Consider the following 21319-nt stretch of genomic DNA (forward strand, 5'->3'; position numbering starts at 1 on the left):
CCTACAGCGGCGCCGCGCTCTCGCCCTGCGAGCTCGAGAGTTTCGAGGCAAGCGAGGCGATGACGATGACCACCGCGATCAGGGCGATCACCAGCGTGCAGATCGCGTTGATCTCGGGCTTCACGCCAAGCCGCACCTCCGAGTAGATCCGGATCGGCAGCGTCGCCGAGCCGGGGCCGGTGGTGAAGCTCGCGATCACGAGATCATCGAGCGACAGCGTGAAGGCCAGCATCCAGCCCGCCACGATCGCGGGCGCGATCAGCGGCAGCGTCACGGCGACGAAGGCGCGAGCCGGGTTGCAGCCGAGATCCATCGCCGCCTCCTCCAGCGAACGGTCGAGCGAGCCGAGGCGGGACTGCACGACCACCGCGACGAAGCACATCGTCAGCGTGGTGTGGGCGATCGTCACCGTCCAGAAGCCGCGCTCGGCGTTGAGCGCGACGAACAGCAGCAGCAGCGACAATCCGGTGATCACCTCCGGCATCACCAGCGGCGCGTAGAGCATGCCCGAGAACAGCGTGCGCCCGCGAAAGCGCTCGCCGCGCGACAGCGCAACGGCTGCGAGCGTGCCGAGCAGCGTGGCGATGGTCGCTGAGGAGACCGCGACCCGCAGGCTCATCCAGGCCGCCTCGATCATGGCGCGGTCATTGAAGAACTCGTGGTACCAGCGCAGCGACCAGCCGCCCCACACCGTGACCAGCCGCGAGGCATTGAAGGAGTAGATGACGAGGATGAGGATCGGCAGATAGAGGAACGCCAGACCCAATGCGAGCGAGGCGATGTTGAAGCGGGACAGGCGGGAGACCTTGCGCATCGCTTCAGCGCCCCTGTTCCAGCTGCCGCTTCTGCAGCCGCTCGTACAGCAGCAGCGGCACCAGCAGCACCACCAGCAGCACGATCGCCGCCGCGGAGGCGACAGGCCAATCCTTGTTGGTGAAGAATTCGAGCCACAGGGTCTGGCCGATCATCAGCGAATTGGAGCCGGCCAGAAGGTCCGGGATCACGAACTCGCCCACGATGGGGATGAAGCACAGCAGCACGCCCGCCCCAACGCCGGGCAGCGACAGCGGGAAGGTGACGAGCCAGAACACCTGCCAGGGCGGCGCGCCGAGATCAGAGGCCGCCTCCTCCAGCACCGGCTCCATTTTCGCGAGCGTGGCGTAGAGCGGCAGGATCATGAACGGCAGATAGGAATAAACGATGCCGATATACATCGCGGTGTCGGTCGAGAGCCACACCACCGGCTGGCTGACCAGATGCAGCGCGAGCAGGATCTGGTTCAGCAGGCCGTCGTGCTGGAGGATGTTGATCCAGGCATAGATGCGGATCAGGAACGAGGTCCAGAACGGGACGATCACCAGCACCATCGCCACCGCTTGCCAGCGCTTCGGCAACCGCGCCATGCCGTAGGCGATGGGATAGCCGATCACGAGCAACAGCGCAGTCGCGGTGACGGCGACGGTGAGGCTGCGCACATAGGCGAACACGTAGATGTCGTCTGAGGCGAGCAGCTTGAAATTGTCGATCGACAGCGCAGCGAACGCTGCCTTGAGCGCCTCCCATCCCGCCATCAGGTCGAACACCGGCTCATAGGGCGGCTGCGCGATCGCCGTCTGCGACAGGCTGATCTTGAGCACGAAGCCGAACGGCACCAGGAAGAACAGCACCATCCAGACATAGGGCGCGATCGCGGCAAAGCGCGCCGGCCTTGCGAAGATGCGGCGCCCGCTCATGATTGCAGCACCACGCAGTCGTCGGGCGTGAACCATGCAACGACACGCTGGTTCAGGCTGTAGGCGTCGACGTCGAGGCGCGCGCTGTTGGGGACCGACGCCTGCAAGATTCCGCCGGCATCGAGCTTCACCTTGAAGGTGGTGGTGCCGCCGAGATAGCAGATGTCGGCGACCACGCCGTCCAGGCTGTTGATCGCCGTCTCACGACCGGCCTCGCTCACCGGCCCGCGGCGCGAGAGCTTGACCTTCTCGGGGCGGATCGCGACCGACAATTTCCCCGCGCCGACGCCTTCGCGCGGCTCGGCCACCACCAGCGCACCCGCATCGCGCGTGCCGATGATCAGACGATGGCCGTCGCGCAATTTGGACTCGCCGTCGAACAGATTGATGTCGCCGACGAACTCCGCGATCCATCGCGAGCGCGGCGCCTCGTAAAGCTCGCGGGGGCTCGCGACCTGGGCGAGCTTCCCGGCCCTCATCACGCCGATCCGGCTCGCCATCGTCATGGCTTCCTCCTGGTCGTGGGTGACGATGATGAAGGTCATGCCGAGCCGGCGCTGCAGCTCCATCAGCTCGCCTTGCGTGCTCTCGCGCAGCTTCTTGTCGAGCGCCGCGAGCGGCTCGTCGAGCAGCAGAAGCTGCGGCCGGCGCGCCAATGCACGCGCCAGCGCCACGCGCTGACGCTGACCGCCGGAGAGCTGGTCGGGCTTTCGCTTCTCCAGCCCCTCGAGCTTCACCAGCGCAAACATTTCCGCCACGCGCGTGGCGATGTCGGCGCGCGCCATGCCGGCCCGCTTCAGGCCGAAGGCGATGTTGTCGCGCACGGAGAGATGCGGAAACAGCGCGTAGTTCTGGAACATCATGTTGATCGGGCGTTCATGCGGCAGCGCCAGCGCGATGTCCCGGCCGCCGAGCAGGATGCGCCCCTCGTCCGGCGCCTCGAACCCGGCGAGCATGCGCAGCAGCGTGGTCTTGCCGCAGCCGCTGGGCCCGAGCAGCGCAAAGAACTCGCCGGCCTTGATGTCGAGCGACACGCCGTCCACGGCCCGGAACGTCCCGAACGTCTTGGCGACGCCCTCGATGTGCAGCAACGGCTGCCCCGCTACGGGAAGCGCATCCGCGCCGGCGTCTATCTTGGGCAATTCGTCCGTCATGGTCCCTGCCAACCCCGATTCCGCCGCACGCTAGCGGCCGATCGTTCCCAGCTCAACCGGTTCAGGGGGTAACTTCCACTGCAGTCCCGTAGCCCGGATGGAGCGCAAGCGTAATCCGGGACGGTCCATCGGTGGTGAGACTTTCCCGGATTGCGCTTCGCTCCATCCGGGCTACGCCACTAGCTCACACTCGCCATGAACGCGGCCAGCGCGTCGCGATCCGCCGCGGGCATCGTCAGGCCGAGCTTCGAGCGCCGCCACAGAATATCCTCGGGGAAGCGCGCCCATTCATGGCTCATGAGATAGCGCACCTCGGCGCCGGTCAGTTCGGGACCGAAGGCCGGACCCAACTCTTCGCGCGTCTTCGCCTCGCCGAGCACGGCCGGCAAGCGTGAGCCGTAGGCCGCGACCAGACGCTGGGCCTGCGGCTCGCCGAGAAAGCGCCAGCGGTCGCGGGCGAGGTCGACTTCAGTGTCGAAACGATCCCAGGCAAAGTCTCCGCCGGGCAACGCGGCGGCGGCGGTCCAGGGCGGCGACATCGGATAGAACGGCGTCAGCCTCGTCACCGCGCGCTCGGCGCGCAGGCGCGAGGTGGTGACGTCGCCGCCGAACATCGTGATCAGCGGCGCCTTGCGCCGGCGCGCGTGGAACAGCGTCGTCCCGTCGCGCCGCCGCACGGACGCCAGCGTCAGGTTGACGCCGGAGACCGCGCGCACCACGTCGGTGGGCGCGACGCGCTCGCGGAAATAGCGACTGGCCGCCTCGCAGAGATAGCTGACGTCGGCCCCAGGCATCGCCACGATCGCGGGATCACCGGTGAAATCACGGGTGACCGTGCCGATCAGCGTGAAATCGCGCTCAAGGGGGCTCGCGAAGATCAGCCGCCCATCGCTGTTTTGGAAGACGTAGACGTTATCGGACTCGAACAGCCGCGGCACGATGATCTGGCTCATCTGCATGGCCGCCATGGCAGGCTGCGGCTGGCGCAGCACGGTCTCTGCGACGATCGACGTCCAGCCGCCGGTGGCATTGGCCAGCGCCCGGGCCGTGACCACGCGGCGATGGCCACGATCGACCACCGCGAGGCGCCATGTGTCGGTTCGATCGGCGCGGACACAGCGCGCCCCGGTCCGGATCGCAGCGCCGCGTTCGGCGGCGTCCAGCGCCGTCAGCACCACCAGGCGGGAATCATCGACGACGCAGTCCGAATATTCGAAAGCCGTTCCGAACGGGCGCTTCAGCGCGTTGCCGACCGGATGATGCGTGATGTCGAGGGTGGTCGCGGCAGGCAGGCCGCTCCGACCGGTGAGGCCGTCATAGAGGTATAAGCCGGCGCGCAGCAGCCAGGGTGGACGCTCCTCGGAATGGGCCGGGATCACGAAGCGCATCGGCCGGACCAGATGCGGCGCGATGGCAAGCCACGTCCGGCGCTCGGCCAACGCCCGGCGCACCCGCCGAAAACCGCGGCGTTCCAGCACCGACAGATCGCCATGGATCAGCCGTGGCGTCGCGGATGACGCCGCGCCGCCGAGATCGCCCTGCTCCAGCAGAATGACCCGCAGGCCGCGGCCGGCCGCATCGCGGGCGAGGCTGACACCGTTCAGGCCACCGCCGATGATCGCAAGGTCGTAATCCGCCATGAAGCCGTCGAATGGGAGCTAGCGCCCGCCATCACTAGAGCCATTTCCATTCCGATGAAATCGGAACGAGGCTTTGGATTCTTGTTTTGACGCGTTTTCTTTGCGCGAACCGGTATCCGCTTGGCTCGATAACGCTCTAGCCGGTCTTCAGCGCAAGCTCCATGGTCTCGGCGCGGCCGACGAGGCCGGCATATTTGCCGATCGGCAGCGGCTTGCCGAGCAGGTAGCCCTGCACGCCGTCGCAGCCCTCCTTGGCAAGAAAGACGAGCTGATCGAGGGTCTCGACGCCCTCGGCGATGATCGACATTTCGAGGCCGTGGCCGAGATCGATCACGGCGCGGACGATAGCCGCCGATTGCGGGTTGCGGCCGAGATTCATGATGAAGGCGCGGTCGATCTTGATCTTGTCGAACGGGAACGCCTGGAGATAGCTCAGCGAAGAGTAACCGCTGCCGAAATCATCCATGGAGATGCGCACGCCGAGCGCCTTCAGCCGGCGCAGCAATGCAAGACCCCGATCAAAGTCCTCGATCAGCACGCCCTCGGTGATTTCCAGCTCGAGCCGGCCGGGTGCGAGGCCCGTCTCGATCAGGATTGAATGGACCAACCCGACCACGTCGCCGTGCATGAACTGCGCCGGCGACAAATTGACCGCGACCTGGAGCGGCTTCGGCCAGGACGCCGCCTCGCGGCAGGCCTCGCGCAGGATCCACTCGCCCATCTCGACGATCAGGCCGCTCTCCTCCGCGATCGGGATGAACTCGGCCGGCGAGACCTGGCCGCGCACCGGATGCTGCCAGCGCGCCAGCGCTTCGAAGCCGATAATCTCGCTCTCGGCGACGCTGTGGCGCGCGATGCCCTGCGGCTGGAACGCGAGCGACAATTCGCCGTTCTTGATCGCTTTCGACAGGTCCTGGTGCAGCACGCGGCGGTCGCGGATCTGCTGGTCCATCTCTGGCTGGTAAAGGCCGATCGTGCCGCGCGACTTCTGCTTGGCGCGGAACAGCGCCGCGCCGGCATTGGCCAGCAGCGATGCGCCGTCGGCACCATTATGCGGGAAGATCGACATGCCGGTGGTGACGCCGGCGCGGACCGCCCGGCCGTCGATCTGAAATTCCTGGGCAACGGCCTCGCCGAGCTGCTGCGCCAGCGCAAGGCCCGCCTCCGGCTGCTTGCCGTCGATGATGAGGCCGAACTCGTCGCCGGACAGGCGCGCCACCACGCCGCCGCGCGCGGAATCCTGAAGCCGCTGGGCCACCTCGATCAACAGCTTGTCGCCGAGCGCATGACCGAAGACGTCGTTGACCTCCTTGAGGCCGTCGAGGTCGAGGCAGAGCACGGCGAACTCCTCGCTGGTGCCTTCGCAGGCCTCGATCATCTGGGTCAGCGCCTGGAGGAAGGCGGCGCGGTTCGGCAGATCGGTCAGGCCGTCGTGATAAGCCATGTGCGCCATGCGCGACTCGGTCTGCCGGCGATCGGTGACGTCTTCGTGGGTCTTGATCAGATATTGCGGCTCGCCGGCATCGCTCAGCACCGTGGCGCGGCGGGTCAGGAACAGCCGCAGGCCGTCCTTGGTGGAGATCGGGTGCTCCTCGGTAATCATCCCGCGCTTCTTGATCGCGGCCTCGTCGCGCGCGATGATCAGCTTGGCTTCCTTGGGATTGAAGATGTCGGAGGCGGTCAGGCCCGTGGCCTCCTCGCGCCGGCGGTTGAGGATCGTCTCCGCGCTGCGATTGGCGAGCAGGTAGCGGCCGTCCTTGACCTGCTCCACGATCAGCGCCACCGGAATGTTGTCGACCACAAGCTCCAGGAACTTCTTCGTGCTCTCCAGCTCCTGCGACAGCGAGCGGCGGTCGGTGATATCCTCGAACACGAGCATCAGGAATTCGGGCTTGTTGCTCTCGTCGCGGACCACGATCCGGATCGAGGCAACCATGCGCCGTTCACCGGCGCGGTCGACCTCGAATTCATTGCGGAACTGGCCGTCCGGCGAATTCAGTGCCGCCTTGTCGGCCGCCTCGATGCTGGCCGTCGAGATGGGCGCGAACAGCTCCCGCGCATTCTTGCCGACGGCGTGGTCGCGCGAGAACCCCCAGAACCGTTCATAGGCGCTGTTGGCGAAGATGTAGCGACCGTCCTCGATGTTCTTCGCGGCGACGCAGGCCGGCACGTGGTCCAGCACGGATTCCAGGAATTGCTTGGTGGAGGCGAGCTGCCGTGACAGCTTGCGCTGATCGCTGACGTCCAGATGCGTCGCGACCGAGCCGCCGTTCGGCAACACGAAATATTTCACCAGGATGGCGCGGCCATCAGGCAGTTCGGTGATCAGGCCGTTGGGGCTCGCCGCCATCTCGTAGAACTCATCGTCGGAGACACCGCCGAGGACGTCGCGCTTGCGCCTGAGTTCGAGGATGTCGTAGCCGGTCATCCCGGTCCAAAGATCCGAGCGCGCCAGGCCGTAGATCTCGAGATAGCGGTCGTTGCAGAACATGATGCGTCGTTGCGCATCCGTCATCACCACGCCCTGGTTGAGATTGTTCATGGCGGAGGAGACGAAGGCGTTGCGCCGCAGCTGCAAGCGCTTGGTGCGGCGCAGCGAGGAATGGATCCACAGCGCGATGGCGGCCAGGAACGCACAGACGACGATGCCGCCGATCAGCGCTTCCCAGACCAAATTGGGATCGAGCTTGCCTGGCGGCGCGAAGCTGTCCGAGAGCGCAAAGGCGCGCGCAGGCGCGACCGCGCTGCCCAGGCACACGACGGCCTGCACAGCAATCGGAAGCGTGCTGCCCACGTGCCAGTTCTTCTCAGCCATCAGCCACCCGCGCTTTCAACGTCGGATTGTCTGGCTTCACGGGTTTGGATCGGGTAAACGCCTGTACGCGCAACAGAAAAATGTGACGCCAAATACGGCAATTGCCCTGACATGATAAATGCTTCCTTAATGGAAAACGGCCCGGTGCCGTGGTTCTCAAGCCTGATGCCACCGATGCTTTCAATGGATACACTGCACAACCATGGATAGGGTTGACTGCGTCGTCATCGGAGCCGGCGTGGTCGGGCTCGCGGTGGCTCGAAAGCTTGCCCAGGCCGGGCGCGAGGTGATCGTGCTCGAGGAAGCCGAGGCCATCGGCACCATCACCTCCTCGCGCAACAGCGAGGTGATCCATGCCGGGATCTATTACCGCGCCGGCAGCTGGATGGCGCGCATGTGCGTCAGCGGCAAGCACGAGCTGTACCGCTACTGCGGCGAGCGCGGCATCCCGCACAAGAACTGCGGCAAGCTGATCGTCGCGACCAGCGCCAAGGAGACCGAGAAGCTGCAATCGATCAAGGCGCATGCCGAGGCCAATGGCGTGCTCGACATGCAGCTGCTCACCGGCGAGGCCGCGCGCGCGCTGGAGCCGGCGCTCGCCTGCGATGCCGCGCTGCTCTCGCCATCGACCGGCATCATCGACAGCCACGCCTACATGCTCTCGCTGCGCGGCGAGGCCGAGGCGGCCGGCGCGGCCTTTGCGTTTCACACCCCGCTGATCCGCGCCAAGGCAGCCGGCGATGTGATCGAGATCGAGGCCGGCGGCGAAGCGCCGATGACGCTGCAATGCGGCCTGCTCGTCAACGCCGCCGGGCTCTCGGCGACAACGGTCGCACGCCACATCGACGGCATGCCGATTGACCGGATTCCGCCGGCATATCTCGCCAAGGGAAACTATTTCAGCTGCAACGCCAGGGCACCGTTCTCGCACCTGATCTATCCGGTGCCCGAGCCAGGCGGGCTCGGCGTGCATCTGACACTGGACATGGCCGGGCAGGCACGCTTCGGCCCCGACGTCGAGTGGATCGAGACGATCAATTACGAGGTCGATCCATCACGCGCCGAGCGCTTCTATCCGGCGATCCGGAAATACTGGCCGACACTGCCCGACGGCGCGCTGATGCCGAGCTATTCAGGCATTCGCCCAAAGATCGTGCCGCCGGCGGTGGCCACGCAGGATTTTCTGATGCAAGGCCCGCGCGATCACGGCGTCGAAGGCCTGATCAACCTGTTCGGCATCGAATCGCCGGGACTGACGTCATCGCTCGCGATCGCGGATCACGTCGCTGAGCTCGCAGGCATCTAGGGGATTTTCCATCGGAGCGGAAAGGCTCCAAGCGCCGCGCAAATAACTTTGCACGCTGCGCACCTTCATGCAGGGATGAGCGCAATAGTCGTTCGTGAAGAACTGGCGGCGGCGCCCGGCTCAAGCGGTGTTTCGAGCCGGGACGGTCTCGAAGAAGGCTCGGATGATGACACGCAAGAGCTCTGCGAGCCATCGCAGCAGCAGACCGAAGTTATAGCCGGCGGCGGCGAGAACAGTGTTGATGCGGTCGCCGAGGCGTCCCTTGAGATAATTTCTGTCCATGCGGTGCTCGGCCTTGACGTGGCCGATGACAGGCTCGACAGCCGCACGACGCTTCATCTCGCGACGGATGGAAGCTGTGACGCGGCGGACCTGACCCGAGATCCAGACCCTGAACCGATGCGGGTGGTTGTGACCGCGATATCCTTTGTCGACGTGGATACGGCGAGTCTCCACCCCGGTGAGCTTCTCCATGTCGGCGATTACGGGACCGAGCGTGTGCCCATCGAAGGGATTGCCATGCAGGGCCTTGGCATGGAGCACGAACTGGCCGCCCTTCGGAGACGTCACAGGGGTGGCGATGCTGACCTTGCAGCCGAACTCGTAGGGCGCGCGGGCTTTACCTTTGCCGATGCACTCAACCTCCGGAGCATGTAACGCATAGACCTTCGGACCGCGCTGATGCTGATCCTGGCTGCGCACCTGCTGCGCTAAACCGAGCAACGGGCCGAAGCGAGCTTCCAGCACCGTATCGCCATCAATCTTGCGGCGGATGTCGCGGATGATCCGGCCAAGCCGTGTCCGCAGGAACTTGAGCTGCCGCCGGGCGCGTTTGAACTGGTGGGCGTGGGTATAGCGGCCGGTCATGATGGCGGCGCGCTTGGCCAGGCGCAGATAGCTCTGGCGTAGCGGCACACGGTTGCGCTTGGCGAGCCCGACCAGCTTGGTGATTGCTCGATGCAGCAGCCGCGCGTCGGTCGGATGTGCAACCGCCTTGGGCTGCACTGTGGTATCGACGACCACCCGTTCCAGGTCCTTGGGACCGATGGCGCCGGTCTTGTGCGCCACTGAAAGACTTTCCTGGATCAGGGCGACGAGCTGTTCCTCGCCGAGCCGCTGCCGCCAGCGTGTCATCGACGATCGATCGAACGGCAGACGGTGGCAGAAGCTCAATTCGCCGCAGAAGTATTGGTAATAGGGGTTCTCGATCCAGCGAGCGCACAGCACCTCATCTGACAGGTTGTGCATGTGCTTCAAAATGAACAGGCCGGCGACTAGCCGCGTCGGCAAGCCCGGCTGGCCCGACCCTGCTTGGCACACTGAACTGAAGCGCTCATTCAGGATGTTCCAGTCGATCAGCGCTGCCAACCGCACCAGCGGATGACCCATGTCGATGATCTGATCAAGCGCCGGAAGCAACAGGTCTTTCTGGCGATCATCCCTCGGCTTGCTCATCGCATTCCCCAATGTCGACGACGCCGTCAGGGAATCACGAATCGCCCAAAAGCAAAATCCTAAAACGCAAGAAAGCGAGGTCCAACACCCCGCTTTCCTGCAAAATCGAATACTACATCAAGACAAATTCTGCTTATTTCTCAGATCAATCCGCATTCTTCACGGACGACGCAATAGCTCTCACCCCTGCATGAAAGGGTAAGTTCAACTCTACACTGTTACAGGGGTTACTAGTGGAGCGTGTCGCCGGTGTGCTTCAAACGCTCGATCTGGTCCTTGACCATCAACTTCCGTCGCTTCAACTCAACAATTTGCAGGTCGTCTGTTGAAAGGTGCACGAGAGCTTCGTGCAATTCGTTTTCGAGCGTTTTGTGCTTCCGTTCCAATTCAACCAGATGTGCCTGAATTGTCATTCGAAACCTCCTCGGTAGGGGGAAACCTTGGATTCGATCCGGACAAACAAGTGTACATCACCGATTCGTTCTGTCGATATGTATCCGTCGTCGCAGCGTCATTTTTGAAAATTCATATGTAACGAATCGTGAGTAAGGAACCACGCTGGAAAAATCCATGATATCAATGTGCTTGCGCAACGCCGCAACGAATCGTCGAAATATCTTGCGAGAGTTCGGTGAGCGGCGGCCCGAGATCGCTTGCGATCACGGCGCGCAAGGACGATAATTTCCACAGGGCATCCACAGCCTTGAATCTCACGCCCATCGGGTTTTCGGCCACCGCGAACATGACCAATGAAGACGAGCGTGAGCTCGAAGCCGAGCTCACCCGGTTGCAGCAAGAACACCGAGATCTCGACGCCGCGATCGATGCGATGCATCAATCGCCTGCCCCCGACCTGTTGCGGTTACAACGGTTGAAGAAGCGCAAGCTGTTGTTGCGCGACCGTATCGCGTTCATCGAAGACCAGATCACGCCGGACATCATCGCCTGATCCGCGAGGCCCTTTTCGTGGCAGCTCGCCGCATCCGAATCCGCTTGACTCGAAAAGAACAAAATAGGAACATTTGGGTATCCCACTGCCCCAGGACACGCCCAGGAACCCCCGAGGACAACGCAGATGTCGGCAACCGCCCTTCTCGACAACAGCCATTATGAACAGGCCTGCGACCAGGCGATCGCAATGTGCGACGGCAATCTGCGCAGCACCATCAAGGCGCTGATCATGGCCAACGAATATCTGGAAGCAGAGCTGGAAGAATTACAGGCGGCGATTTCAGCCGGCTGCATTCCCGAGACCGCACGCAGCAAAGTGCGGAGCAACAGCAGCGCCGCCTGAGTTCAACATCGGAGCAACGCCATGTCGGATGTGACCTACTACGTTGCAATGCCCTTCCTGATCGATGCCGACGGATCGCCTGTTGCGGGCGCCGCGGAGGAGTGCCAGAGCTCGGCGGCCGCGTTGCGGCGCGCCGAGATCCTGGCGCACGGTGCCGGCCATATCGGCGCGGTTGCGTTCAGCCGCAGCGGCGATCCCATGACCGGCGAATTCGGCGACGCCACGCTGCTGCGCAAATTCGGCAACGTGCCGGAAGATCTGGCCACGCTGTAAGGGTTGTTGCTTGAGCATGATCTTCGCGCAACGCGGTCCGCATTTGTCGCGAAGATCGTGCCCTAGTTGCTGACCAGCCTGATCAGCGGCTCGTGCCGCCGGTGCGCCTTGCGCACATACATGGCGGCATCAGCCTCCTCCAGCGCGCGACCTGCATCGGACTGCGCACCCAGCAGCGCGACACCTGCGGAGGCGCCCGCGGTCACGCGCTGACCGCGAAAGGCAAACGACAATTCGTCGATCGCCTGCTCGAAGGTCGCAGCCTTCGCCTTGGCGTCGGTCTCGCTGAGATTCCAGAGCAGCAGCGCGAACTCGTCGCCGCCAAGCCGGCCGACCACGTCCGAGGCGCGGACCTGCCGCGTCAGGGTGGCCGCAATCGCCTTGAGCACCTCGTCTCCGGCGGCATGGCCGAAGGAATCATTGATCGGCTTCAGGCGATCGACGTCGAGGACGATCAGCGCGCCGCTGGCGCGGTAGCGCTTCATGTAGGCGATGGCGCGCGCGAGTTCGCGCTCGAAGCCGCGCCGGTTCGGAATCTCGAGCAGGAAATCGGTGTCGGCCGCAGCTTCCAGTTCCGCGACCCGCCGCTCCGCCTCCTTGAGCTTGCTCCGCAAGCTGCGGATAGTCGCCCTGGTGTCGTCGGCGGCCGACGCGCCGCGCCGGCTTGGCCGAGCGCTTCGCCAGCCGCCTGGGGGCGGCTTTGGACTGGCTGGCGCTGGCTTTCCGGCCCTTTTTGGCCTTCGCAGCGCTTGCCCTTTTTGGTTTCTTCATGGGCATCCTGCTCAATGAAGGCTTGCGGGGATTCACCAAGACAGGATAGTGCATTCCCTTCTCCTTGCCACCGCCTTGCGAGCCACCGGCCGGAACCGTTAATCTGGCCTATCTTTCTGTTTTCCGAGCACAATTGACGTCATGACCGCGCCGATCGCCATCATCATGGGAAGCCAGTCGGACTGGGAGACGATGCGGCATGCCGCCGACACGCTCGCAGCGCTCGGCGTTGCCGCCGATACCCGCATCGTTTCGGCACACCGCACCCCCGACCGGCTGTTTGCATTCGCCAAGGGCGCCAAGGCGGCGGGCTACAAGGTCATCATCGCCGGCGCGGGCGGCGCTGCGCATCTGCCCGGCATGGCGGCGGCGCTGACGGAACTGCCCGTGTTCGGCGTTCCCGTCGAATCCAGGACACTCAAGGGCATCGATTCGCTCTACTCGATCGTGCAGATGCCCGCGGGCATCCCGGTCGGCACCCTCGCCATCGGCAAGGCCGGCGCGATCAACGCGGCGCTGCTTGCAGCTTCAGTGCTCGCATTGTCCGACCCGGCCCTGTCCGACCGCCTCGCCGCCTGGCGCAAGGCACAGACCGAGGCGGTTGCGGAGCGCCCGGAGGACAAGGCGTGACTGACGCAAAGCAGGTGAAGCTGAAGCCCGGCGACACCATCGGAATCCTCGGCGGCGGACAATTGGGGCGGATGCTGGCCATGGCTGCGGCGCGGCTCGGCCTGCGCTGCCAGGTATTCTCGCCCGATCCGGACTCGCCCGCCTTCGACGTCGTGCTGAACGCGACCTGCGCCGAATATGCCGACGTCGAAGCGCTCGAGCTGTTCGCCAACGACGTCGACGTCATCACCTACGAATTCGAGAACGTGCCGTCTGCCGCCGCGATGGTGCTGGACGCGCGCCGCCCGGTGCTGCCCAACCGCAAGATCCTCGAGACCACCCAGGACCGGCTCGCCGAGAAGGATTTCGTGACGCGGCTCGGCATCGGCACCGCAGCCTATGCCGACGTCACCTCGGTCTCCTCGCTGCGCGAGGCGATCGCCCGGATCGGCCTTCCGGCCGTGCTGAAGACCCGCCGCTTCGGCTATGACGGCAAGGGCCAGGCCATCATCCGCGAGGGCGACGACATCGCCAAGGTCTGGACCAGCCTCGCCACCAAATCGGCGATCCTGGAAGCCTTCATCCCGTACGAGCGCGAGATCTCCGTGATTGCGGCGCGCTCGGCGACGGGCCAGGTCGAGTGCTTCGACGTCACCGAGAACGAGCACCGCGACCACATTCTGAAGATATCCCGCGCCCCCGCACAGATTCGGATGCGCTCGCGGAAGAAGCGCGCAGCATCGCCGGCAAGATCGCCGGCGCGCTTGATTATGTCGGCGTGCTCGCGGTCGAGATGTTCGTGCTCGCCAACGGCACCGGGCCGAAGGTGCTGGTCAACGAGATCGCCCCGCGCGTGCACAATTCCGGACACTGGACGCTCGACGGCGCCTCGGTCTCGCAGTTCGAGCAGCACATCCGCGCCATTGCCGGCTGGTCGCTCGGCAAGGCCGTGCGCCACGGCGAAATCGTCACCATGACCAATCTGATCGGCGACGAGATCAACGATTACGAGAAGTGGCTGAGCGTGCCGGGCGCGACCGTGCATATCTACGGCAAGGGCGCGCCGCGCCCCGGCCGCAAGATGGGCCACGTCACCGAAGTCAGGCCGACGAGGGGCAAGTAACGGGACCGCGGCACATGCCGCGATCCCGCCTTTCGATCAGGCCGTCTTCACGCCCGCGACGACGCCTGAGGGTTCCTCGCTGAGCCAGCGATAGAGCACCCCGCCCAGCGCGCCGCCAATCAGCGGTGCGACCCAGAACAGCCAGAGCTGCGACAGCGCCCAGCCGCCGACGAACAGCGCGGGCCCCGTGCTGCGCGCCGGGTTCACCGACGTGTTGGTGACGGGGATGCTGACGAGATGGATCATCACCAGCGCGAGACCGATCGCGAGCGGGGCGAAGCCCGCGGGCGCGCGGCCATGGGTGGCGCCCATGATGACGAACAGGAACATCATGGTCATCACCACCTCGGTGACGAAGCAGGCGATCAGGCTGTACTGGCCGGGCGAATGCGCGTCGTAGCCGTTCGATGCGAAACCCTTGCTGACGTCGAATCCGGGAGCACCGCTGGCGATTATGTAAAGCAGCTGGGCGGCGACGATCGCGCCGCAGACCTGCGCGATCACGTAAGGCAGGATCTGTCCTGCCGGGAAACGTCCTCCGGCGGCAAGCCCGACGGTGACGGCCGGGTTGAGGTGGCAGCCCGAGATGTGCCCGATCGCATAGGCCATGGTGACGACGCTTAAGCCGAACGCAAGGGACACGCCGACCAGGCCGATTCCGACCTGCGGAAAGCCGGCGGCGATCACCGCGCTGCCGCAGCCTGCGAATGTGAGCCAGAATGTGCCGATCGCCTCGGCAGCGTATTTCTTCATATCCATGTGACGTCTCCCCTAATTCCAGGATTTCCGGAGCAAAGCTCCGGGAACTGCCCCACCCTTGGCGCCGAATCACCCAAATCGGGGCCGCACGGAGGTATTTTCGCCTTATTTAATGGCTGAACTTGGCCCGAAAACCTGCTTGGCAGGTGGACATCGCGGGTTTTGTCTGATACATCCGCGCCCTCAAGGTTAAGGGCTTGTGCGTTTCGCCATCCCCTTTGACTTACCAGAATTCAAATCCGATCCACTGAAGAGGATGCCGCGTGCAGGTTCTCGTTCGCGATAACAATGTCGATCAAGCCCTCAAGGCGCTGAAGAAGAAGATGCAGCGCGAGGGAATTTTCCGCGAGATGAAGCTCCGCGGTCATTACGAGAAGCCCTCCGAGAAGAAGGCCCGTGAAAAGGCCGAGGCCGTGCGCCGCGCGCGCAAGCTGGCTCGCAAGAAGCTGCAGCGCGAAGGCCTGCTGCCGATGAAGCCGAAGCCGGTGTTCGGCGCCGGTCCCGGCGGTGATCGTGGCGGCCGCAGCGGCCCGGGTGCAGGTCCGCGCGGACCGCGCTGATTCCGCCTGACTTGCAAGACTTCAGTTTTCCAAGACTTCAGTTTTCGATGACACGGGCCCTTGGCCCGCGTTATTGTTTTGTGAGCGGTGCGTTCTCTGGGACGGGGGCACTACCGATGCGGCACCAGCGCGAGCGAACCGTAGATGGCCTCCCCTTTCCCCGAACGCCGCTTGGCGCGGCTGCGCCAGATCTGGCGACAGCCGTTCGCGCTCGGCTTGATGGGGATCGTGCTGTGCGGCTGCTCCTTCGACCTCGGCTCCATGATGCCCGAGAAGGAGAAGCCGCAGGAGGCGCCCAAGGCGGCTGCGACGGCCGCCGACAGCGCGGTCAGCGCCGGCAATGTCAGCGAGGCCCAGGCTCACACCGCAAAAGGCCAGACCCTGGCAAAGGCGGGGGAGACGGCTGGCGCGCTGGACGAGTTCAACCGGGCCGTCGCACTCGATCCCTACAACGCACAGGCACTTTATGGTCGCGCCCTGATCTATCAGGGCAACAACGAGCATAATTTCGCCATCGCCGATTTCAGCGCCGCCAACGGGCTCAATCCGCAAAAGGTCGAGCCGTTGCTCGGCCGCGCCATCAGCTATCTCGCCCTCGGCAAGGTCAAGGAAGCGGCGGCCGATCTCGATGAGGCCTCCGAGGTCGATCCGCACAACGCGCAGGTGTGGACCACGCGCGGACAGGCCTATGAGCGGCTGGGTGACAAGGCCAAGGCGGCCACATCCTACAACAAGGCGGTCGCGCTACGTCCACGCGACGATACCGCCCGCAGCGGTCTCGCCCGCGTCGGCGGCTGACAGCGCGGCTAGAGCTGCTCGTTTTGACGCGTTTTCTTCACGCGAAGCGGTGTCCACGTCGCTCGAAGACGCTCTCAGCCACCGCCTTAATCGGGGGTGGCGCTCTTCGGCAGGACGGAGTGGAACATCGACTTCATGCCCGACAGCATCTCGTCGGCGACATTGGTCTTCTTCGGCCGCGGCATGGTCGCGCCGGCATCGGCACGCAGGTCGAGTGGCGGCGCGATCACCGGCACCGGAATGTCGGCCGGCGGCGTCATCCGGTTCGGATCGTCGTTGCCGATCGAGGCGGTGTAGGGCGGATTGACCGGCGACGCGCCGCCATTGCCATAGGCTTCGGACGAAGGCGTCGACACCGTGATCGGCGGCGGCAGCGGACGGAGCGCGGACGGCTCAGCAGGAATGACGCGCGGGGCTTCCGGGGTGCGGGAGGCTTCCCGAACCGCAGGCTCCGGCGATCTCTCGACCGACTTGGTTTCAGCCGGCCGGGCTTCGGAAGGCTTGCTCTCGGAAGACTTGGTTTCGGAAGATCTGGCCTCGGCGGCCTTGCCCTCAGGCGACTTGCGCAGGCGCTCGATCGCGGCGCGCGCGAGATCGTTGGCGTCGGGCGTCGCAGCCGGGGACGCCGGTGCCGAATTGGCCTCGACCACCGGGGTGGTGGCGGGAGCCGTGACAGCCGGAGCGGACTTGGCGGCCGCCTTCTCACGCGCCGGGTTGCGGCCGCGCGGGCCGGCCTCGGCGGGAGCAACGTCCGCGGCCTTGGTCTCGGCCGGGTGTTCGCCGGATTTGTCGGCCGGCTTCTCGGCCGCCGCCTTGTCGGTCACGCTCTTCTCGGAGACGCCTTTGGCCTTGACGCCGGGCGCCGGGAGGTTGGCCACATCGGAGGGCTTGCCGCTCTTGCCGGCATCGGCAGGCGCTACCACGGCCGCGGGGGCATCGGCCGCCGGCTTGGCGTTGATGTAGTGGTTAACGATGTACGCCCCGATGATCGTCGCGAGCACCGAGGGGAGAATATCCATCGAGATTTTAGCGAGGTATTTCAGCATTTCTCGGCCACTCCCCGCGCGATCAGATGCGGGAACTTTGGGGCATTGTAAGGGATCAACTGCGACGGATCGATGGCAAAGGGTTCGCCCGCCTTACGGCTTCAGCTCGATCTCAAGGAACACGATCTCGGTTGAGGTTTCGTTAAGTACGTCGTGTTGGACGCCGGCCTTGCGAAAGTAAGATTTTCCGGCCGCGAGCTGCGCCTTGGAACGCTCGCCGCCGGGCGCCACGATGGTCATCTCGCCGGCGACGACGGGAACAATGACATAGTCCATGCCGTGGGTGTGATGCCCGGTCGCGCTGCCCGGGGCGAGCCGCCACTCGGTCACCCGGACCTGCTCGTTGTCGATCTGAACCTCGGATTTGGCGGCAAGCATCGGGCATTTCCTTCTACGGCACGAAAACCATGAACACGTAGACGGCAAATACCACCATATGGACCAGCCCGAACAGGACATTGGTCCTGCCGGTGCCGAAGGTCAGCATGCTCAACAAGAATGTCAGGAACAGGAGTGCGGTGCTCGCCGGGTTCAGGCCCAGCACGAGCGGCTGGTCGAGCAGGTAGGTGGCGATCCCGACCGCCGGAATGGTCAGGCCGATGGTTGCGAGCGAGGACCCGAGCGCCAGGTTGATGCTCTTCTGGAGGTCGTTCTTGCGCGCCGCCGCAATCGCCGAGACACCCTCCGGCATCAGGATCAGGAGGGCGACGAGGAGGCCCGCGAACGCCGGCGGGGCGCCGATCTGAACGGCGACCGCGTCCACCACCAGCGAGAACTTCTTGGCGAGGAGGACGACCGCCAGCAGCGAGATCAGCAGCAGCACGATGCTGAGCACCAGCATTCTGCCCGACAAATGCGCCTCGCCGCCCTCGCCGTCCGCCCTCTCGTGGACGAAGTAGTCCTTGTGCAGGACGGTCTGGGTGTAGAGGAACACGCCGTAGAGCACGATCGTTGCGAGATCGACGAAGCCGAGCTGGAGCGTCGAATAGATCGGGCCCGGCGTCGTCAGCGTGTAGTTGGGCATGATCAGGGTGATGGTTGCCATCGCAATCAGCACGCTGAGATAGACGTTGGCGCCCGAGACCTGAAAGCCCTGCTCGCGATAGCGCATGCCGCCGATGAAGACGCAGAGGCCGACGAGGCCGTTGCAGACGATCATCACGACGGCGAACACGGTATCGCGGGCGAGCTCCGGAGCCGGCTTGTCGCCCAGCATGATCGTGGTGATCAGTGCGACCTCGATGATGGTCACCGCCAGCGTCAGCAGCAGCGTGCCGTAGGGCTCGCCGATGCGCTCCGCGATCACCTCGGAATGATGAACGGCCGCGAACACGGTGCCGAACAGGATCACCAGGAGCACGATCGCGAACAGGGCTCCGCCCGCCGTTAGCGTAAAGCTGTAGCCGGTCGCGGTCACGATCAGGAACAGCAGCACCGCCAGAGCGGGGAAGATCCAGGACGACCGCGGCATCGGTCCGTGTGCGCTCATGCGGGCGATTCCTTCAAATGGGAGACCGATTATGCGCGAGAAGATCGCATCCGTCAGCCCTCAGGACCCATTGATGAAGTTTCGTGCGATCTCGATGGCGCCAAAGCTGCCGAGATCGTCGTGCCCGCCGCCGGGAATGCGGACGAACTGCTTCGGCTCGCGGGCCAGCGCAAACAATTTCTCGCCGAATGCGATCGGGATGGTCTGGTCCTGCGCGCCATGCATGATCAGGAGCGGAGCCGTGACGCGTGCGATGCGCTCATCCGAGTGGAAGGGGTCGCGGATCAGGAGGCGAACCGGAGCGAACCAGAAATGCGCGGCGGCGACGTCGGCGATCGACGAATAGGGCGCCTCGAGGATCAGCTTCCCGACCGGATGTTCGGAGGCGACGGCGACCGCAACGCCAGTCCCGAGCGAGAAGCCCCAGGCGACGAGGCGCCGGGCGTCATAGCGCGCCACCGCGAACGCGTACGCGGCCGCGCCATCGCGCAGCAGGCCATCTTCGCCCGGCGCGCCGCTGGAGCCCGAATAGCCGCGATAGGACAGCGCGACGAGACCGGTGCCGTCAGCCGTGATCGCCTTGAAGTGGCCGGCAAGGCCGGCCAGAGAATCGGCGTTGCCGTGGAAGAACAGCACCACGGCACGGCCAGGCTTTGGCGGCACGTGCCAGACGATGACCTTCTCGCCGTCAGACGTCGTCAGGACATGCTCTTCGGCGTCTGGAAGTCCCGCGGCGGCAGGCGCCGTGCGCTCGGCCGTCGGAATCGGAAACAGCATGGCGCGCTGTTTGGCAAACAACAGGACGAGACCGGCGAGGTAGCCGGCCGCGAGGATGGTGGCGGTCCATTTCAGTAATGTCATCGCGGCCCGCCATTCCGGAGTTCAGGATTTGCGGCGGCTCGTGAGCAGTTTGAGGACGTCCGGCCGGATGCTCAAGGGAATCTCGCGGCAGCCGCACGCCGCCGCATGGGCGGCGTGCCATGCGACACGCTGCTCGCGTGTCGCCGTCGGTGGCATGCGATGGGACCGGTGCCACTCCTTGTTCAGGGCCACGGTCCGCTCGCCTACCCGCCCTACATCGCCTTGACGATGTTCTCGGTGACCTTCTTGGCGTCACCGAGCAGCATCATGGTGTTGTCGCGATAGAACAGCGGATTGTCGATACCGGCATAGCCCGAGGCGAGCGAGCGCTTGATGAACATCACGGTGCCGGCCTTCCAGACCTGGAGCACGGGCATGCCGTAGATCGGCGAGGTCTTGTCCTCTTCGGCCGCCGGATTGGTGACGTCGTTGGCGCCGATCACGAAGGCGATGTCGGCCTGCGCGAATTCGGAGTTGATGTCCTCGAGCTCGAACACCTCGTCGTAGGGGACGTTGGCTTCGGCGAGCAGCACGTTCATGTGCCCGGGCATGCGGCCCGCGACCGGATGAATGGCGTACTTCACCTCGACGCCTTCCTTCTTCAGGATGTCGCCCATTTCGCGCAGCGCGTGCTGGGCCTGCGCCACCGCCATGCCGTAGCCGGGCACGATGATGACCTTCTGCGCGTTCTTCATGATGAAGGCGGCGTCGTCGGCCGAGCCGAGCTTGGCGGGCTTCTGCTCGCCGCCGCCAGCGCCGGCCGCCGCGGTCTCGCCGCCGAAGCCGCCGAGGATGACCGAGATGAAGGACCGGTTCATCGCGTGGCACATGATGTAGGACAGGATCGCACCGGACGAGCCGACCAGCGCGCCGGTGATGATCAGCGCGGAATTGCCCAGCGTGAAGCCGATGCCAGCCGCGGCCCAGCCGGAATAGGAGTTCAGCATCGAGATCACGACCGGCATGTCGGCGCCGCCGATCGGGATGATCATGAGCACGCCGAGCGCCAGCGCGATGATGACGATCAGCCAGAAGTCCAGCGCGCTGCCCGACATCACCAGCCCGACGATGAAGACGACGAGCAGAACTGCAAGCACGATATTGATGACGTGGCGGAACGGCAGGATGATCGGCGCGCCGCTCATGCGCGCGGACAGCTTCAGGAACGCGATCACCGAGCCGGTGAAGGTCAGCGCGCCGATGGCGACGCCGAGCGACATCTCGACCAGGCTCTGCGGATGGATGTTGCCGGGGGTGCCGATGTCGAAGGCTTCCGGCGCGTAGAACGCGCCGGCGGCGACCAGCACCGCGGCCATGCCGACCAGCGAGTGGAAGGCGGCGACCAGTTCGGGCATCGAGGTCATCGGCACGCGGCGGGCAATCACCGCACCGATCGCGGCACCGATGGCGATGCCGACGATGACGAGCACCCAGGCGAGGCCGTCTGCCGGCGGATGGTTGGCGAGCGTGGTGGCGACCGCGATCGCCATGCCGATCATGCCGAACAGATTGCCCTGGCGCGACGAAGCCGGGCTCGACAGCCCGCGTAGCGACAGGATGAACAGCACTCCCGCCACGAGATACAAAAATGCAGAGAGGTTGGCGCTCATCTCAGGTCCCCATTGATCCCATC

General features: G+C 64.9%; 22 protein-coding genes and 1 pseudogene. 9 read left to right on the forward strand and 14 right to left on the reverse strand.

Annotated features, from left to right (window positions below; translation table 11 throughout):
- Nucleotide 1: 1 nt before the first annotated feature.
- The 5 genes from HAP41_RS40020 to HAP41_RS40040 form a co-directional block, all read right to left on the reverse strand.
- Nucleotides 2-814 (reverse strand): ABC transporter permease, encoded by an 813-nt coding sequence (locus tag HAP41_RS40020; protein ID WP_166080030.1) that lies wholly within the window; start codon nt 812-814, stop codon nt 2-4.
- 4 nt (nt 815-818) lie between these two features.
- Nucleotides 819-1733 (reverse strand): ABC transporter permease, encoded by a 915-nt coding sequence (locus HAP41_RS40025; RefSeq protein WP_166080027.1) that lies wholly within the window; start codon nt 1731-1733, stop codon nt 819-821.
- On the reverse strand, nt 1730-2887 hold the full coding sequence (locus HAP41_RS40030; protein WP_166080026.1) for an ABC transporter ATP-binding protein: 1158 nt from the start codon (nt 2885-2887) through the stop codon (nt 1730-1732). The genes HAP41_RS40025 and HAP41_RS40030 overlap by 4 nt, the downstream gene beginning before the upstream one ends.
- 179 nt (nt 2888-3066) lie before the next feature.
- Complete coding sequence (locus HAP41_RS40035) at nt 3067-4527, reverse strand: glycerol-3-phosphate dehydrogenase (RefSeq protein WP_166080025.1); 1461 nt, start codon at nt 4525-4527, stop codon at nt 3067-3069.
- A gap of 136 nt (nt 4528-4663) precedes the next feature.
- Nucleotides 4664-7342, reverse strand: a complete 2679-nt coding sequence (locus HAP41_RS40040) for a sensor domain-containing protein (protein ID WP_166080024.1) — start codon at nt 7340-7342, stop codon at nt 4664-4666.
- A 202-nt stretch (nt 7343-7544) separates the two neighbouring features.
- Here HAP41_RS40040 and HAP41_RS40045 point away from each other — a divergent pair, with 202 nt between their 5' ends.
- Entirely contained in the window at nt 7545-8648 is a 1104-nt protein-coding gene (locus tag HAP41_RS40045; RefSeq protein WP_166080023.1) for an NAD(P)/FAD-dependent oxidoreductase, read from the forward strand.
- Nucleotides 8649-8768: 120 nt separating this feature from the next.
- Here the strand turns inward: HAP41_RS40045 and HAP41_RS40050 are convergent, their stop codons facing one another.
- On the reverse strand, nt 8769-10103 hold the full coding sequence (locus HAP41_RS40050; protein WP_085398139.1) for an IS5 family transposase: 1335 nt from the start codon (nt 10101-10103) through the stop codon (nt 8769-8771).
- Between the two features lie 230 nt (nt 10104-10333).
- Nucleotides 10334-10516 carry a YdcH family protein gene (locus HAP41_RS40055; protein ID WP_008131172.1) on the reverse strand — a complete coding sequence of 61 codons (183 nt, stop codon included), beginning with the start codon at nt 10514-10516 and terminating at the stop codon, nt 10334-10336.
- Between the two features lie 329 nt (nt 10517-10845).
- On the opposite strand from HAP41_RS40055, the gene HAP41_RS40060 reads away from it, so the two are divergent.
- The 3 genes from HAP41_RS40060 to HAP41_RS40070 all read left to right on the forward strand — a co-directional run bounded on the left by HAP41_RS40060 (nt 10846) and on the right by HAP41_RS40070 (nt 11670).
- A complete protein-coding gene (locus HAP41_RS40060) occupies nt 10846-11052 on the forward strand; it encodes a YdcH family protein (protein WP_063986093.1) in 207 nt (68 codons plus the stop codon).
- Nucleotides 11053-11178: 126 nt separating this feature from the next.
- Nucleotides 11179-11397 carry a hypothetical protein gene (locus HAP41_RS40065; RefSeq protein ID WP_014492449.1) on the forward strand — a complete coding sequence of 73 codons (219 nt, stop codon included), beginning with the start codon at nt 11179-11181 and terminating at the stop codon, nt 11395-11397.
- Nucleotides 11398-11418: 21 nt separating this feature from the next.
- A complete protein-coding gene (locus HAP41_RS40070) occupies nt 11419-11670 on the forward strand; it encodes a hypothetical protein (protein ID WP_063981128.1) in 252 nt (83 codons plus the stop codon).
- 62 nt (nt 11671-11732) lie between these two features.
- Here the strand turns inward: HAP41_RS40070 and HAP41_RS40075 are convergent, their stop codons facing one another.
- A complete protein-coding gene (locus HAP41_RS40075) occupies nt 11733-12284 on the reverse strand; it encodes a GGDEF domain-containing protein (protein ID WP_414643352.1) in 552 nt (183 codons plus the stop codon).
- Nucleotides 12285-12334: 50 nt separating this feature from the next.
- Here HAP41_RS40075 and HAP41_RS50815 point away from each other — a divergent pair, with 50 nt between their 5' ends.
- From HAP41_RS50815 to HAP41_RS40085, 3 genes and pseudogenes are all read left to right on the forward strand, one after another.
- Complete coding sequence (locus tag HAP41_RS50815) at nt 12335-12490, forward strand: hypothetical protein (RefSeq protein ID WP_414643353.1); 156 nt, start codon at nt 12335-12337, stop codon at nt 12488-12490.
- Between the two features lie 92 nt (nt 12491-12582).
- A complete protein-coding gene (purE, locus tag HAP41_RS40080; RefSeq protein WP_071909766.1) occupies nt 12583-13071 on the forward strand; it encodes a 5-(carboxyamino)imidazole ribonucleotide mutase in 489 nt (162 codons plus the stop codon).
- Nucleotides 13068-14173, forward strand: a pseudogene (locus tag HAP41_RS40085) (5-(carboxyamino)imidazole ribonucleotide synthase). Before purE ends, HAP41_RS40085 begins: the two are co-directional and overlap by 4 nt.
- A 36-nt stretch (nt 14174-14209) precedes the next feature.
- Here the strand turns inward: HAP41_RS40085 and aqpZ are convergent.
- The gene (gene aqpZ / locus HAP41_RS40090; protein ID WP_063981124.1) at nt 14210-14932 is read right to left on the reverse strand and encodes an aquaporin Z; all 723 of its coding nucleotides are present in this window, start codon (nt 14930-14932) and stop codon (nt 14210-14212) included.
- A gap of 263 nt (nt 14933-15195) precedes the next feature.
- Here aqpZ and rpsU point away from each other — a divergent pair, with 263 nt between their 5' ends.
- Both rpsU and HAP41_RS40100 read left to right on the forward strand, forming a co-directional pair.
- Nucleotides 15196-15492: a 30S ribosomal protein S21 gene (gene rpsU / locus HAP41_RS40095; RefSeq protein ID WP_014492442.1), complete on the forward strand. Its 297-nt coding sequence runs from the start codon at nt 15196-15198 to the stop codon at nt 15490-15492.
- Nucleotides 15493-15636: 144 nt separating this feature from the next.
- Entirely contained in the window at nt 15637-16290 is a 654-nt protein-coding gene (locus HAP41_RS40100) for a tetratricopeptide repeat protein (protein ID WP_166080021.1), read from the forward strand.
- 86 nt (nt 16291-16376) lie between these two features.
- Here HAP41_RS40100 and HAP41_RS40105 read toward each other — a convergent pair whose 3' ends face one another.
- The 5 genes from HAP41_RS40105 to HAP41_RS40125 all read right to left on the reverse strand — a co-directional run bounded on the left by HAP41_RS40105 (nt 16377) and on the right by HAP41_RS40125 (nt 21296).
- Nucleotides 16377-17336 carry a hypothetical protein gene (locus HAP41_RS40105; RefSeq protein ID WP_063981121.1) on the reverse strand — a complete coding sequence of 320 codons (960 nt, stop codon included), beginning with the start codon at nt 17334-17336 and terminating at the stop codon, nt 16377-16379.
- A 93-nt stretch (nt 17337-17429) separates the two neighbouring features.
- The gene (locus HAP41_RS40110; protein ID WP_038954861.1) at nt 17430-17714 is read right to left on the reverse strand and encodes a cupin domain-containing protein; all 285 of its coding nucleotides are present in this window, start codon (nt 17712-17714) and stop codon (nt 17430-17432) included.
- A gap of 13 nt (nt 17715-17727) precedes the next feature.
- On the reverse strand, nt 17728-18825 hold the full coding sequence (locus HAP41_RS40115) for a calcium:cation antiporter (protein WP_166080020.1): 1098 nt from the start codon (nt 18823-18825) through the stop codon (nt 17728-17730).
- A 60-nt stretch (nt 18826-18885) separates the two neighbouring features.
- Nucleotides 18886-19686: an alpha/beta hydrolase gene (locus HAP41_RS40120; RefSeq protein WP_166080019.1), complete on the reverse strand. Its 801-nt coding sequence runs from the start codon at nt 19684-19686 to the stop codon at nt 18886-18888.
- A 212-nt stretch (nt 19687-19898) separates the two neighbouring features.
- On the reverse strand, nt 19899-21296 hold the full coding sequence (locus tag HAP41_RS40125; protein WP_135216417.1) for an NAD(P)(+) transhydrogenase (Re/Si-specific) subunit beta: 1398 nt from the start codon (nt 21294-21296) through the stop codon (nt 19899-19901).
- Between the last annotated feature and the right edge of the window lie 23 nt (nt 21297-21319).

The organism is Bradyrhizobium barranii subsp. apii, from assembly GCF_011516635.5.
Taxonomy (GTDB): domain Bacteria; phylum Pseudomonadota; class Alphaproteobacteria; order Rhizobiales; family Xanthobacteraceae; genus Bradyrhizobium; species Bradyrhizobium barranii.